Source organism: Streptomyces sp. enrichment culture, from assembly GCF_964272855.1.
GTDB lineage: Bacteria > Actinomycetota > Actinomycetes > Streptomycetales > Streptomycetaceae > Streptomyces.
This window is the reverse complement of sequence record NZ_OZ186847.1, coordinates 7,491,370-7,504,303: the sequence shown is the minus strand read 5'-3', so window position 1 is coordinate 7,504,303 and position 12,934 is coordinate 7,491,370. Positions and strand designations below refer to the sequence as shown.

The window sequence follows — 12,934 nt, the reverse complement described above, 5'->3', positions numbered from 1 at the left end:
GGAGTCCCTTCCCAGGCAGAGCAAGGAAGGGTTCACTTCGTCCATGGCAGAGCTCGTCTACCGTCCCGTCATCGGTCTCGCCCGCACGCTGTTCAAGGTCTGGGACCTCAAGATCGACTGCAAGGGGTCCGAGAACATCCCGCGGTCGGGCGGTGCCGTGCTGGTCAGCAATCACATCAGCTACCTGGACTTCGTCTTCAACGGACTGGCCGCGCTGCCGCAGAAGCGGCTCGTGCGCTTCATGGCCAAGGAGTCCGTCTTCCGGCACAAGGTGTCCGGGCCTCTGATGCGCGGGATGAAGCACATCCCGGTGGACCGCGAGCAGGGCGAGGCGGCCTACGCGCACGCGCTCGACTCGCTGCGGTCCGGCGAGGTGATCGGGGTGTTCCCGGAGGCCACGATCTCGCAGTCGTTCACGCTGAAGAGCTTCAAGTCGGGCGCCGCGCGCCTGGCTCAGGAGGCCGGCGTGCCGCTGATCCCCATGGCCGTGTGGGGTACCCAGCGACTGTGGACCAAGGGGCACCCGCGCAACTTCAAGCGCAGCCACACCCCCATCACCATCCGGGTGGGCGAGGCCATCGAGGCGTCCCGCGACAAGTACGCCGGGGCCATCACCCGGCAGCTGCGCGAGCGGGTGCAGGAGCTGCTGGAGGCCGCTCAGCGCGCCTACCCCGTCCGCCCGAGGGACGCCGACGACACCTGGTGGCTGCCCGCCCACCTCGGCGGCACGGCCCCGACGCCGGAGCAGCTCCGGGCCGCCGAGGCGCACTGACACCCCCTCACCGCCACCCCGCCGGGCGCCTGCCGCGTCGCTGCCGAAGGTCCGGCCGGTGACGTGAGGCACGACTGCGCTACGGGGCCGGCTGTACTTCCTGGTGCCCTGCCCGAAAGCTGGGCACGGACGACGCCGGGCGGCAGCGCAAGATGCTGGTGCGCACCGGCTTCGGCCCGGACGCGTCATGGGGCACTCCGGCGGCGTACGTGACGGCTGTCGCACTGGTCGGCGCCGCCTCTGACCAGCTGGGGTGCGGCGCCGAGCCGCTGAGCGCGCCGGAGGGCGACACCGCGCCGGCGGAGGCGAACGAGGAGCCGGAGCCCTCGGACACCGTGCCGCTGAGGGAGGCCGCCGCGCTGGGCTGCGGCTGGGCGTCGAAGGCCGGGCTGCCGCGGCCGGAGAACTGGCGGGTCGGCTCCGGGACGAACGACGCGGCGCCGACGGGCCGTTGCGACCTGATCCACGGCGACGACGAAGTGGGCGAGGACGAGTACCGCCTGACCTTCGCCGCCTGGTACGGCGACTGGAACAACCGGCTCACCCGCGAGGAGGGCGAGCCCCGCGGTCTGACGGCGACCGCCCGCTGCGCCGGTGAGGCCGCCAACTTCGCGCCGGGTGGCCCCGACGAGGTCCCCGGCATCGACCGCGGCGGCCTGCCGGACCTGCTGGAGGCCTTCGCCCGGGACCAGGTGGAGCGGCGGGACTGCTCCGGCCTCCAGGTGTGGGGCTGAGCCACCGGGCGCGGTCACAGCACTCTCAGCCAGACACCCCGCAGATAGGCGTCGTCGACGATCTGCCGCATGACCTCGGCACGGCCCTCGGGCACGCCCCGGTCCTCGGCCCAGGCGTCCAGCACGGTCAGCAGCTGGTGCCGGCCGTCCGTCAGGTCGCCTCGCGGCGGCCCGGAGACCGGCCGGTCGGCGATGTCACCCATGGGCGGGCGGGTGGTGAGCTGCCGGGGAGCGGCCTCGTAGGCGCCGCGGGTTTTGCCGGCGTACGGCCTCGTCGAAGGCGGCGAGATCGGGGATGCCGCCCTCCTTGGTGTGCTCGGCCCGGTGCCGCATGAGGGCGCCGACGCGCTGGGCGATGTCCTCGAGGTCGTTGTCGGGCCAGACGGTGGCCGACGACCGGGCGGCCGGATCGCCGCCCTCCCGGGTGAGGCGTTCCAGGTAGCGGGCGAAGTACGCGCGCTCGGCGTCGTACAGGATCGCGAACGCCTCCGGGTTCCCGGCCAGTTCGCTGACGAGGTGATCCGGCTCGGGTGCGGCGTCCGCGACGGGGTCGTGGTACTCGAAGTCGACGTGTGCCTCGCCGGGAGCGAGGAAGCGGCCGTACCGGCCGTGGCCCTCCTCGTCCGGTTCGGCCGGCTCCGGGGATGCCACCGGGAGGGCGGCAGAGCTGGAGGGGACAGGTAACGGGCCTCGTCCTCCACGTAGTCGGCCAGCACGCGGGCGACCGAGGGGGCCATGCCGTCGGGTACGTCCGCCCAGGAGAGGGCCGCGACCACGGCGAACACGGAGCGCGCCTGGGCCACGGTGTGCGGCGCGCCGGGCGGGGGCGCGGGTGGCGGCGGCCGGGTCCTCGGCGAGGGCGCGGGTCGATACGGGGATCCGCCGGCAGGGCCGGTCCTCGCCGGAGTCGGCGAGGACCGCGGGGACGGCCGTGCCGGCGGCAAGGAGGGTGAGCGCCGCGGCCGAGGCGAGCAGCCAGTGCTTCCTCAGCCGGGCGAACCGCACCCCGGATCGCTCTGCTGCCTCATCGGTGGCGGTGTCTTCCGGCGTCGCTCCCCCATCGCGCATGGCGGGGAGATCAGCGACCGTGACGGATCGGCGGCGCGGCGGGGTGCGCGTTCGGGCGGGGCGGGGTCAGAGGGCGGTGGGGAGCGTCCGCATCAGGTGCTCCCGGTCCGTGGCGGCCTTCAGGACGGCCACGACGGCCGGATGGGGTGCGGCGTACAGGACCGGGTAGTCCGTCTCGCCGGATTCCGGGTCGGTCACGAAGGCCAGCTGTTCGCCGTCCAGGGAGAACCGCGCGTCCACCCCGCCCACGTTGCCCCGGGCGTCCTGGCGGTGCCAGGCCCCCTGGAAGCGGACGGCGACCAGGCCGTGCACCACGTCGAACTTCTGGTAGCACAGCGCGGTCGGGATGTCCTCCGCGCGCAGCAGGGCCGCGAGCGCGTGGGCTTTGGCGTAGCAGATGCCGGTCTTCTGCTCCAGCACGTCGGAGGCTCGCCAGGTGACGCGCATGTCGCCCGAGTCCTGGGAGTGCGGGATGGCGTCGCGGACGAATTCGAAGGCCGCTCGCGCATATTCATACGAGTTGGACACATCGCGGGCGAGGTGGGCGGCCGTCTTCCGCACCAGCGAATGCCCGTGGTCGATGACCTCGTCAGCGGACAAATAGGCGGATAGATCGGCGGTTTCCTGGATCAGCTGCATGCCCGTGGAGCTTAGGCGGGTAAATGATCAGGAGTCAATATAGTTTCCGTAACCTGCATATGTATGCGTCAGACTCTTGCCAGTCCGAGAACGGCCGAAGACCGCCGCAACCCCGGCCGCCACCACAACCCTTCCCGGGCCTCGCGTGTCTCGGCCACCGGCGGACCACCATCAAAGGGGGATGAAGACATGCAGGACCGACGGACCGGACCGGCGCGACGCGCCGGGCGGCTGCTCCTCGGAGTGGCGCTCGCCGGCTCTGCCCTGGCGGCGGTCGGGGCGGGGCCCGCGTACGCCGAGTCCGACCAGCTGTGGATCAGCGCGCCGTCCGAGACGGTGCTGCCCGGGCCGGACGCGGACGGCAGCGCGCGTGAGCGTACGGTCGCGGTGCGGGTCACCCACGACAACGTCGACAACGGCGTTCCGGCCGGGCGGCTGACCGTCGACGTGGCCGGGATCGCCGCCTTCGCGCAGGTCTCGTGGCCCGTCGGCTGCGTGCCCGAGTCGGCGGTGAGGGCGGTCTGCGACGTCCCGGAGATGCCGGCCGGGACGGAGAGCGTGCCGGCCGCGACGCTGGGCATCCGCGCACTGCCGGACGCCGGCGTCGGCGCGTCGGGATACGTGCGCTACACGGCCGCCGCCGGGGAGCTGGAGGCGTACCCGGCGGAGACGCTGGTCTCCGTGGGCAACGGCCCGGACCTCGGGCTCAGCCAGGCCGAACGCCAGAGCGGGCTCAGGCCGGGGACCAGCACCGAGGTACGGGCGACGCTCTCCAACAGCGGCAACCGTGCCGTGGACCGGACCCTGCTGTCGCTGAACGCCTCGTACGGGCTGCGGTTCGCGGAGCGCCACTCCAACTGCGAGTACCGGGAGCACCCCACCGGCACGTCCGCCCTGTGCGTGCTGGACGAGGCGGTGGCACCGGGGCAGCGGTACGCGCTGGTGACGGGGCTCGGGGTGCGGCGGCAGGCGCTGTACGAGCGTTTCGACCACTCGGTCCAGCCCTACTCGGACGAGGCCCTGGAGGAAGCGCGCGGCAACGAGACGTGGACGCCCGGCACCGGGCCCGAGCTTGATCTGCGCCCGCTGACCGGGACGCGGGCGGCGGCCTCGGAGCCCGATCCCGATCCGACGGACAACTACCGGACCGTCATGCTCGACGCCAGGAACACCGCCGACATCAAGCTCACCGGCAGCAGGGTGGCCGGGGCGGTCGACGACGTCGTGACCGCGCGGGTGACCGTCTCCAACCGCGGCCCCGCCTGGGTGGCGTCGCTGGGCGTGGGCGCCCCGGCGGCCACCGTGCGGTTCCGGGCGCCCGAGGGCACGTCGGTCGTCGGCCTGCCGGAGGACTGCTGGGTCCAGCCGCCGCCCGAGGAGGGCACGGCCCCCGAGACCTACTACTGCGGAACGCCGATCCACCTCCACGACAAGGCGTCCCACGCCATCGAGGTCCGGCTGCGCGTCGACCGGGTGGTGCCCGGGGCCCGCGCCACGGTCGCGACGGTCAACGACAACCCGGAACTGGAGCTGCGGGAGTTCGACCCGGACCTGCGCAACAACAGGACGTCGATCGTGGTCAACGGATGAAGACGCGGGAGCGGCCGCCCTCGCCGGGACGGCCGCTCCCGCGCACCTCGCTCACTCAGGCCCTCAGCGGGCCATCTCCTCCTTGAGGGCGGCGACGAACGCGTCCACGTCGTCCTCCGTGGTGTCGAACGCGCACATCCAGCGCACGACCCCGGCCGCCTCGTCCCAGAAGTAGAAGCGGAAGCGCTTCTGCAGGCGCTCGCTCACGTCGTGCGGGAGCCTGGCGAAGACGCCGTTGGCCTGCACCGGGTAGAGGATCTCCACCCCGTGCACCGCGCGGACGCCCTCGGCGAGCCGCTGGGCCATCTCGTTGGCGTGGCGGGCGTTGCGCAGCCAGAGGTCCTTGGCGAGCAGCGCCTCCAGCTGCACCGAGACGAAGCGCATCTTGGAGGCGAGCTGCATGGACAGCTTGCGCAGATGCTTCATCCGGCGGACCGCGTCCTGGTTGAGGACGACGACCGCCTCGCCGAACAGCGCGCCGTTCTTCGTCCCGCCCAGCGAGAGGATGTCGACGCCGACCGCGTTGGTGAACGTGCGCATCGGCACGTCCAGCGAGGCGGCCGCGTTGGCTATCCGGGAGCCGTCCAGGTGCACCTTCATGCCGTGCGCGTGGGCGTGCTCGCAGATGGCGCGGATCTCGTCGGGCGTGTAGAGGGTGCCCAGCTCCGTGCTCTGGGTGATCGAGACGACCTGCGGCATCGCCCGGTGCTCGTCCTCCCAGCCCCAGGCCTGCCGGTCGATCAGCTCCGGCGTGAGCTTGCCGTCGGGGGTGGGCACGGTGAGCAGCTTCAGGCCGCCCATGCGCTCGGGGGCGCCGCCCTCGTCGACGTTGATGTGCGCGCTCTCGGCGCAGATCACCGCGCCCCAGCGGTCGGTCACCGCCTGGAGCGCGACGACGTTGGCGCCGGTGCCGTTGAAGACCGGGAACGCCTCGGCCGTCGCCCCGAAGTGGCTGCGGATGATCCGCTGCAGGTTCTCGGTGTAGACGTCCTCGCCGTACGCGACCTGGTGCCCGCCGTTGGCGAGCGCCAGGGCGGCGAGCACCTCCGGGTGGGCACCGGCGTAGTTGTCACTGGCGAAACCGCGGACCGAGGGGTCGTGATGGCGGCGCGCGTCGGTCTTCGGAGGGTTCACGGCTTCTCGGTCAGCCACAGACGGTTTCCGTTCACTTCCGCGGCGGGCTTGGCCCAGACGTCGACGATGGCCTCGGCGAGGTCCTTGACGTCCGTGAAGCCCGCGAACTTCGCGTTGGGCCGCTCGGCGCGCATCGCGTCGTGCACCAACGCCTTCACCACCAGGATCGCAGCCGCCGAGGTCGGCCCCTGCTCGCCCCCGGCCTTGCGGAAGTAGTCGGCCATGGCCAGCGTCCACGCCTCGGCGGCGGCCTTGCCGGCGGCGTAGGCCGCGTTGCCCGCGGTCGGCTTGGTGGCGCCGGCCGCGCTGATCAGGACGTACCGGCCGCGCTCGCTGCGCTGCAGCGCCTCGTGGAAGGCGAGGGAGGTGTGCTGCACGGTGCGGATGAGCAGCAGCTCCAGGAAGTCCCAGTCGTCGAGGCTGGTCTTGGTGAAGGTCTCGCTGCCGCGCCAGCCGCCGACGAGGTGGACCAGGCCGTCGACGCGGCCGAACTCCTTCTCGGTGCGGTTGGCCCAGTCGCGGGTGGCGTCCAGGTTGAGCAGGTCGACCGTCTCGCCGGTGACGGCGGCGCCGCCGGAGGCGTAGCGCGCCGCGTCCACGGCCTCCGCGAGCCGCTCCGGGTCGTTGTCGGCGCCGACGACCGTGGCGCCGGCCTCGGCCAGCCGCAGCAGCGCCGCCCGTCCCGCGGGCCCGCCCGCGCCGGCCACCGCGATCACCGCACCGCTGAGAGCACCGTTCCCCGTCATGATCCTCGCCTCCTGAGCAGCGTTGTCGCGGTCGCTCACGCGGCGACCCGCTCGGCGCGGTCCGCCGTGATGCCCTTGGTCGAGGCAATCACGTTCTTCAGCTTCTTGGACAGCGCCTCATAGAACATGCTCAGCGGAAACTCGTCCGGAAGCACGTCATCGACGAGCTTGCGCGGCGGCTGGGTCAGGTCCAGGGCGTCGGGGCCCTTGGCCCACTTGGAGCCGGGGTGCGGGGCGAGGTAGGTGGAGACCAGCTCGTAGCCGGCGAACCAGTGGACGAGCTTGGGGCGGTCGATGCCGTCGCGGTACAGCTTCTCGATCTCGGCGCAGAGCTGGTTGGTGACCTGCGGGGCGCGCTGCCAGTCGATGTGCAGCTTGTTGTCGGTCCAGCGGACGACGTCGTGCTTGTGCAGGTAGGCGAAGAGGAGCTGACCGCCGAGGCCGTCGTAGTTGCGGACCCGCTCGCCGGTGACCGGGAAGCGGAACATGCGGTCGAAGAGGACCGCGTACTGCACGTCACGGGCCTGCGGGACGCCGTCCGCCTCCAGCTTCACGGCCTCCTTGAAGGCGGTGAGGTCGCAGCGCAGCTCCTCAAGGCCGTACATCCAGAACGGCTGCCGCTGCTTGATCATGAACGGGTCGAACGGCAGGTCGCCGTGGCTGTGGGTGCGGTCGTGGACCATGTCCCAGAGCACGAAGGCCTCTTCGCAGCGCTTCTGGTCGTGGACCATCGCGGCGATGTCCTCGGGCAGGTCGAGGCCCAGGATGTCGACGGCGGCGTCGGTGACGCGGCGGAAGCGGGCGGCCTCGCGGTCGCAGAAGATGCCGCCCCAGGTGAACCGCTCGGGGGCCTCGCGCACGGCGATGGTCTCCGGGAAGAGGACGGCGGAGTTGGTGTCGTAGCCCGCCGTGAAGTCCTCGAACTTTATGCCGCAGAACAGCGGGTTGTCGTAGCGGGTGCGCTCCAGTTCGGCGAGCCAGTCCGGCCAGACCATGCGCAGTACGACCGCTTCGAGGTTGCGGTCGGGGTTGCCGTTCTGCGTGTACATCGGGAAGACGACCAGGTGCTGCAGGCCGTCCGCGCGGCTCGCGGCGGGCTGGAAGGCCAGCAGCGAGTCCAGGAAGTCCGGCACCTGGAAGCCCGCGTCGGCCCAGCGGCGCAGGTCCTTCACCAGGGCCGCGTGGTAGGCGGCGTCGTGCGGCAGCAGCGGGGACAGGGCCTCGACGGCCTCCGTGACCTCGCGTACGGCGGCCTCGGCCGCCGCGCGCTCCGGGGCGCCCTCGGCCTCGAAGTCGATCGATCCGTCCTTGGACTGCCATGGCCGGATCCGCTCCACGGCATCCTTGAGCACGGGCCATGCCGGGTGCTCCACCACCCTGGCCACGGGAGGAACCTGTCCCTCCGAACCCACCTGCACAAGAATTTCCGTCATGTCCCATCCTCCACTGGAGAACCTTGCGTATGGACACCGTATGCATATGGGGTTTCTCCCAGCAAGAGGAGGCTCGGGAAATTATCCTGCGCACCCGCATTGTCACCGCACTTTTTCCTGTCCGTTACGCCGGATGCGGCTCCTCCGTGCAGAGCGGCGCACACCCCGTTCCATCGTGGGGCGAGCGGACTAGGCTGGCGGGTCTGTCCGTCGACGGAAGCGAGCGAATCTTGAACTTCCTCACCATCGGTCATCGCGGAGTCATGGGTGTCGAGCCCGAGAACACCCTGCGTTCCTTCGTCGCCGCCGAGCAGGCCGGCCTCGACCTCATCGAACTCGATCTGCATCTCAGCAAGGACGGCGCGCTGGTCGTCATGCACGACGCCGAGGTGGACCGGACGACCGACGGCAGCGGCGCCATCGCCGAGAAGACCCTCGACGAGCTGCGCACGCTGGACGCGGGCAAGGGCGAGCGGATCCCGGTCTTCGAGGAGGTCCTGGACGCCGTCGACCTGCCGATCCAGGCCGAGATCAAGGACGTGGCGGCGGCGCGGGCGCTGGCGGAGGTGATCCGGCGGCGGGAACTGGCGGGGCGGATCGAGGTGTCCTCGTTCCACGACGAGGCCGTCGCCGAGACGGCCCGGCTGCTGCCCGGCGTCCGCACGGCACTGATCGCCAGCCGCTACGGCACCGACATCGTGGAGCGCGCCGTCCGGGCCGGCGCCTCGACGGTCTGCCTCAACATCCGCCGGCTCACCCTGGAGGTCGTCGAGCGCGCCCGCGAGGCAGACCTGCGGATCATCGGCTGGGTGGTGAACTCGCAGAAGCACCTGCGGCTGGTCCGGGCGCTGGAGCTGGACGGCGCCACCACCGACCACCCGGACATCAAACGCACCGGCCGCTTCACCGCGTGAGGCTCACACCAGCCGCTTGACCAGCAGCTCGAACTGCAGGTCGGGGCGCTGCGGGATGCCGAAGCGCTCGTCGCCGTACGGGAACGGGGACATCCGGCCCGTACGGCGGTAGCCGCGCCGCTCGTACCAGGCGATCAGGTCCTCGCGCACGGAGATCACGGTCATGTGCATCTCCCGCACGCCCCAGCTCTCGCGCGCCTGCCGCTCCGCCTCCGCGATGACGACCTTGCCGAGACCCTCGCCCTGCAGCACGGGGCTGACCGCGAACATGCCGAAGTAGGCGTGCTCACCGCGGTGTTCGAGCTGGCAGCAGGCGACGACGGTGCCGTCCCGCTCCACCGTCAGCAGCCTGCTGTCGGGCGACTCGACGACCTCCAGCACGCCCTCCGGGTCGGTCCGCTGCCCTTCCAGGATGTCCGCCTCGCTGGTCCACCCGACCCGGCTGGCGTCCCCGCGGTACGCCGACTCGACCAACGCCACCAACGTTTCCACGTCGGCGCGTGTGGCATCGCGGAAGGTCAGTCCGGTGGTCGCGGTCTCCATGGGCGGCGTCTCCGATTCTCGGCGCGGCACGGGCACCGATGAGGGTATCCCGCCCACTACGCTCCCGTGCATGGTGCATGTACTCGGCAGCCGGATCCTGCTGCGCCCCACGGACCCCGAACGGTCCCGGACCTTCTACGGCGAGCGGCTCGGCCTCGCCGTCTACCGGGAGTTCGGCACCGGGCCGGAGCGGGGCACCGTCTACTTCCTCGGCGGCGGCTTCCTGGAGCTGTCCGGCCGCTCCGGCACCCCGCCCTCCCCCGCCGTACGGCTCTGGCTCCAGGTCGCCGACGTGCACGCGGCCCACGACGAGCTGCGCGCCCGGGACGTGGGGATCGTGCGACCGCCGGTGCGGGAGCCGTGGGGGCTGGTCGAGATGTGGATCGCCGATCCGGACGGGACACCGATCGTGCTGGTGGAGGTCCCGGCGGACCATCCCCTGCGGTACCGGCCGGGCATCTGAGGCCCGTCCGCGGCGACTTGCAGGATCCCTGCGCGAGGCGGTGCCGCAGTCCTCCGTCCGCGGAGTCTCGTCCCGGCCGGACCGAGACCCCCGGAGAACCCCATGCGTCGTCCTCTGCTGCTGACCGCCGCCGTCGCGCTGCTGTGCGCCGGTTGTTCCACGAACGACGGCTCCCCGGCCGACGCCGGGGACGGGGACCGGCGCGCGGGCGCGTCGGCTTCCCCCGACCCCGGCTCCGCCGTACGTGCGGCCGTCGAGGCCGTCGGCGAGGAGAGCGCCCGGATCGACGAGGAGATCGAGCTGGCGGCGGAGGGCGAGGAGTACGGGCTCACCGTCACCGGCGACTTCGACTTCGCCGCGGACCGGGGCCGGCTCACCGTCGGACTCCCGGGCGGCGCCATCAGCCGCAGCGACGAGATCTTCGCCAAGGGAAGGATCTACATCAGCGGCGTCGCGGGGATCGACGAGGGCGCCTGGGGCGTCATGCCGGGCAACGAGGCGGAGGCCCACTACGCGCTGCGGGCACCGCTCAACGACCCCGAGCACGTCTTGCGGCAGATATCGGCGATGCGGCAGACGACCGAGGAGGGCGAGGAGACCGTGCGGGGTGTGCGGACCACCCACTACCACGGCACGATCGACCACGACACCCTCACCCTGCGGATGGCCGGCGACGTCCGCGCGAGGACGGACCAGGCCCGCGACATGCTGGGCAGCGACCTCCCGGTCTTCGCGGACGCGTGGGTCGACGGCCGGGGACGACTCGTGCAGGTGCGCATGGCCTTGAACATGTCCGGTACCCGCGTGACGGTGACCATGGGCCTGTCGGACTTCGGGAAGTCGGTGAAGGTGACGGTTCCGCAGGCCTCGGACACCGTCGCCGTCAGCAGCGCCACGGGCGTGCTGAACGGCTGAGGTTCCGTTGGCCGCCGGGCGGGGTCGGGGCTAGCGTGCTGACCGGGGGACGTCCTGACGTGCTGCGGAAGGAACGCCATGAAGCTCGACGCGCCGGTCACCGGCGGCCCCTGCTGGACCGAGCTGGGCACCAGCGACCTGGAGTCCGCGAAGCGGTTCTACGGCACCCTGTTCGGCTGGCGGCCCGAGACGGACCCGCGTCAGGAGGCGGGCGGCTACACGATCGCGCACCTCGGGGACGCGCCGGTCGCGGCGCTGGCCCCGCTGTACCAGGAGTCGCAGCCGGTGGCGTGGAACGTGTCGTTCGCCGTGTCGGACGCCGACGCCACCGCCCGGCTGGTGCAGGAGACCGGCGGCAAGGTCCTGGTCGGCCCGATGGACGTGTTCGACGTGGGCCGTTTCGTGGTCGCCCTCGACCCGGGCGGCGCGGCCTTCCAGCTGTGGCAGCCGCGGACCTTTCCGGGCGCCGGGGTGTTCAACGCGCCCGGCGCGCTCGGCTGGGTGGAGCTGCTGACCCGCGATCCCGCCCGCGCGAGGGACTTCTACGCCACGCTCTTCGGCTGGACCGTCAGCGTCTCGGAGCACTACACGCAGTGGCAGGTCGGCGGTGCCGACTTCGGCGGCATGATCACGATGGACGACAAGTTCCCGCACGAGGTGCCGCCGCACTGGCTGCCGTACTTCGCGGTCGAGGACGTCGACGCCGCCGCGGCGACGGCGACCGGGGCGGCCGGCACCGTGCTCATGGAGCCCACCTCGGTGCCGGAGGGGCCGCGGATCGCGGTGCTGCGGGATCCGCAGGGGGCGGTGTTCGGCGTGTACCGGGCGGCCGACGAGAAGTGAGGCGCGTGGGGCTTGCGTTGAAGTGCGCTCCAGCTTCTAGCGTCGACCGCACGAACTGCTCGAAGGGGAAATCGACGTGCGGTACACACTGTTCGGCCGGACCGGTCTGCGGGTGAGCGAGCTGAGCCTCGGCACGATGGTGATGGGCGACGGCCTCGACTACGGCTCCGACCAGGACACCAGCGCGCGGCTCGTCGACGCCTACGCGGACGCCGGCGGCAACTTCATCGACACCGCCAACATCTACACCGGGGGCGCCTCGGAGGCGATCCTCGGCCAGGTGCTGGAGGGGCGGCGCGACGAGTTCGTGCTGGCCAGCAAGTACACCTGCGTGATCCGGGAGGGTGATCCCAACGCGGCCGGGAACCACCGCAAGAACCTGGTGCAGTCGGTGGAGGCGAGCCTGAAGCGGCTGCGCACCGACCGGCTGGACGTGCTGTGGGTGCACGCCCGGGACAACTTCACCCCCGTGGAGGAGGTGATGCGGGCCCTGGACGATCTCGTACGGACCGGGAAGGTGCTGTACCTCGGTGTCTCGGACTGGCCGGCCTGGGAGATCGCGCAGGCCTCGACCATGGCCGACCTGCGCGGCTGGACGGCGTTCGCGGGCTCGCAGCTGCGGTACAACCTGCTGGAGCGCACCCCGGAGCGGGAGCTGCTGCCGCAGGCGCAGGCGTACGACCAGGTGGTGCTGGCCTGGGCGCCGCTGGCGGCCGGGAAGCTCACCGGCAAGTACCTGCGGGGCGGGGCGGGCCGGCTCGGCGCGTCGGGCGGCGCGGCCGACGCCCGCGAGGAGGCCGTGGTCACCGCCGTCGTGGAGATCGCCGAGCAGGGCGGCTGGAGCCCGGCGCAGGTGGCGCTGGCCTGGCTGCTGGGCCGGCCCGGCAACGTGGTGCCCATCGTCGCTGCGACCAGGGAGAGCCAGCTCGCCGACAACCTGGGCGCGCTCGACGTCCGGCTCGACGCGGACGCCGTGGCCCGGCTCGACGAGGTGAGCGCTGTACCGCTGGGCTTCCCGCACGACTTCGTCCGGGACCCCGGTGTCACCCGCAACATCTACGGCGACCGCTGGCCGGAGATCGACGACCGCCGCTCCACGTACCGGCGCACCGCCCACGACGTCCTCTGAGCCGGCCCGCG

Annotated in this window: 15 protein-coding genes; 8 read left to right on the top strand and 7 right to left on the bottom strand. The window is 72.0% G+C overall.

Going from position 1 to position 12,934, the window contains the following annotated elements:
• The first annotated feature begins 43 nt into the window (after positions 1-43).
• Entirely contained in the window at positions 44-772 is a 729-nt protein-coding gene (locus ACSU6L_RS33435; RefSeq protein ID WP_073945470.1) for a lysophospholipid acyltransferase family protein, read from the top strand.
• 152 nt (positions 773-924) lie between these two features.
• Positions 925-1,506: a hypothetical protein gene (locus tag ACSU6L_RS33430; RefSeq protein WP_437062931.1), complete on the top strand. Its 582-nt coding sequence runs from the start codon at positions 925-927 to the stop codon at positions 1,504-1,506.
• A gap of 14 nt (positions 1,507-1,520) precedes the next feature.
• On the opposite strand, the gene ACSU6L_RS33425 is transcribed toward ACSU6L_RS33430, so the two are convergent.
• The 3 genes from ACSU6L_RS33425 to ACSU6L_RS33415 form a co-directional block, all read right to left on the bottom strand.
• On the bottom strand, positions 1,521-1,709 hold the full coding sequence (locus ACSU6L_RS33425; protein ID WP_437062929.1) for a hypothetical protein: 189 nt from the start codon (positions 1,707-1,709) through the stop codon (positions 1,521-1,523).
• Complete coding sequence (locus tag ACSU6L_RS33420; protein ID WP_437062927.1) at positions 1,702-2,157, bottom strand: hypothetical protein; 456 nt, start codon at positions 2,155-2,157, stop codon at positions 1,702-1,704. Before ACSU6L_RS33420 ends, ACSU6L_RS33425 begins: the two co-directional genes overlap by 8 nt.
• Positions 2,158-2,640: 483 nt before the next feature.
• Positions 2,641-3,213, bottom strand: a complete 573-nt coding sequence (locus ACSU6L_RS33415) for a transglutaminase domain-containing protein (RefSeq protein WP_437062925.1) — start codon at positions 3,211-3,213, stop codon at positions 2,641-2,643.
• Positions 3,214-3,402: 189 nt separating this feature from the next.
• Here ACSU6L_RS33415 and ACSU6L_RS33410 point away from each other — a divergent pair, with 189 nt between their 5' ends.
• Positions 3,403-4,803: a hypothetical protein gene (locus tag ACSU6L_RS33410; RefSeq protein ID WP_437062923.1), complete on the top strand. Its 1,401-nt coding sequence runs from the start codon at positions 3,403-3,405 to the stop codon at positions 4,801-4,803.
• Between the two features lie 63 nt (positions 4,804-4,866).
• Here the strand turns inward: ACSU6L_RS33410 and ACSU6L_RS33405 are convergent, their stop codons facing one another.
• The 3 genes from ACSU6L_RS33405 to ACSU6L_RS33395 are packed head-to-tail and all read right to left on the bottom strand — an operon-like array spanning position 4,867 to position 8,116.
• The gene (locus ACSU6L_RS33405) at positions 4,867-5,937 is read right to left on the bottom strand and encodes a threonine aldolase family protein (protein ID WP_437062921.1); all 1,071 of its coding nucleotides are present in this window, start codon (positions 5,935-5,937) and stop codon (positions 4,867-4,869) included.
• Positions 5,934-6,683 carry an SDR family oxidoreductase gene (locus ACSU6L_RS33400; RefSeq protein WP_073945338.1) on the bottom strand — a complete coding sequence of 250 codons (750 nt, stop codon included), beginning with the start codon at positions 6,681-6,683 and terminating at the stop codon, positions 5,934-5,936. The genes ACSU6L_RS33405 and ACSU6L_RS33400 overlap by 4 nt, the downstream gene beginning before the upstream one ends.
• 35 nt (positions 6,684-6,718) lie before the next feature.
• Positions 6,719-8,116, bottom strand: a complete 1,398-nt coding sequence (locus ACSU6L_RS33395) for a DUF6421 family protein (protein WP_437062918.1) — start codon at positions 8,114-8,116, stop codon at positions 6,719-6,721.
• A gap of 230 nt (positions 8,117-8,346) precedes the next feature.
• Here ACSU6L_RS33395 and ACSU6L_RS33390 point away from each other — a divergent pair, with 230 nt between their 5' ends.
• Positions 8,347-9,030 carry a glycerophosphodiester phosphodiesterase gene (locus tag ACSU6L_RS33390; RefSeq protein WP_437062916.1) on the top strand — a complete coding sequence of 228 codons (684 nt, stop codon included), beginning with the start codon at positions 8,347-8,349 and terminating at the stop codon, positions 9,028-9,030.
• Positions 9,031-9,033: 3 nt separating this feature from the next.
• Here the strand turns inward: ACSU6L_RS33390 and ACSU6L_RS33385 are convergent, their stop codons facing one another.
• Positions 9,034-9,573, bottom strand: a complete 540-nt coding sequence (locus tag ACSU6L_RS33385; protein ID WP_437062914.1) for a GNAT family N-acetyltransferase — start codon at positions 9,571-9,573, stop codon at positions 9,034-9,036.
• A gap of 70 nt (positions 9,574-9,643) precedes the next feature.
• Here ACSU6L_RS33385 and ACSU6L_RS33380 point away from each other — a divergent pair, with 70 nt between their 5' ends.
• The 4 genes from ACSU6L_RS33380 to ACSU6L_RS33365 all read left to right on the top strand — a co-directional run bounded on the left by ACSU6L_RS33380 (position 9,644) and on the right by ACSU6L_RS33365 (position 12,923).
• Positions 9,644-10,036, top strand: coding sequence for a VOC family protein (locus ACSU6L_RS33380; protein WP_437062912.1), 393 nt, complete (start codon positions 9,644-9,646; stop codon positions 10,034-10,036).
• 102 nt (positions 10,037-10,138) lie between these two features.
• Positions 10,139-10,951: a hypothetical protein gene (locus tag ACSU6L_RS33375; RefSeq protein ID WP_437062910.1), complete on the top strand. Its 813-nt coding sequence runs from the start codon at positions 10,139-10,141 to the stop codon at positions 10,949-10,951.
• A 78-nt stretch (positions 10,952-11,029) separates the two neighbouring features.
• Positions 11,030-11,794, top strand: coding sequence for a VOC family protein (locus ACSU6L_RS33370; protein ID WP_437062908.1), 765 nt, complete (start codon positions 11,030-11,032; stop codon positions 11,792-11,794).
• A gap of 76 nt (positions 11,795-11,870) precedes the next feature.
• Positions 11,871-12,923, top strand: a complete 1,053-nt coding sequence (locus ACSU6L_RS33365) for an aldo/keto reductase (RefSeq protein ID WP_437062906.1) — start codon at positions 11,871-11,873, stop codon at positions 12,921-12,923.
• Positions 12,924-12,934 lie beyond the last annotated feature (11 nt).

Coding starts and splice junctions, on each gene's coding strand:
- ACSU6L_RS33395 (WP_437062918.1), bottom strand. CDS start 8,116: ATGACGGAAATTCTTGTGCAGGTGGGTTCGGAGGGACAGGTTCCTCCC.
- ACSU6L_RS33375 (WP_437062910.1), top strand. CDS start 10,139: ATGCGTCGTCCTCTGCTGCTGACCGCCGCCGTCGCGCTGCTGTGCGCC.
- ACSU6L_RS33435 (WP_073945470.1), top strand. CDS start 44: ATGGCAGAGCTCGTCTACCGTCCCGTCATCGGTCTCGCCCGCACGCTG.
- ACSU6L_RS33415 (WP_437062925.1), bottom strand. CDS start 3,213: ATGCAGCTGATCCAGGAAACCGCCGATCTATCCGCCTATTTGTCCGCT.
- ACSU6L_RS33400 (WP_073945338.1), bottom strand. CDS start 6,683: ATGACGGGGAACGGTGCTCTCAGCGGTGCGGTGATCGCGGTGGCCGGC.
- ACSU6L_RS33380 (WP_437062912.1), top strand. CDS start 9,644: ATGGTGCATGTACTCGGCAGCCGGATCCTGCTGCGCCCCACGGACCCC.
- ACSU6L_RS33385 (WP_437062914.1), bottom strand. CDS start 9,573: ATGGAGACCGCGACCACCGGACTGACCTTCCGCGATGCCACACGCGCC.
- ACSU6L_RS33410 (WP_437062923.1), top strand. CDS start 3,403: ATGCAGGACCGACGGACCGGACCGGCGCGACGCGCCGGGCGGCTGCTC.
- ACSU6L_RS33370 (WP_437062908.1), top strand. CDS start 11,030: ATGAAGCTCGACGCGCCGGTCACCGGCGGCCCCTGCTGGACCGAGCTG.
- ACSU6L_RS33430 (WP_437062931.1), top strand. CDS start 925: ATGCTGGTGCGCACCGGCTTCGGCCCGGACGCGTCATGGGGCACTCCG.
- ACSU6L_RS33425 (WP_437062929.1), bottom strand. CDS start 1,709: ATGGGTGACATCGCCGACCGGCCGGTCTCCGGGCCGCCGCGAGGCGAC.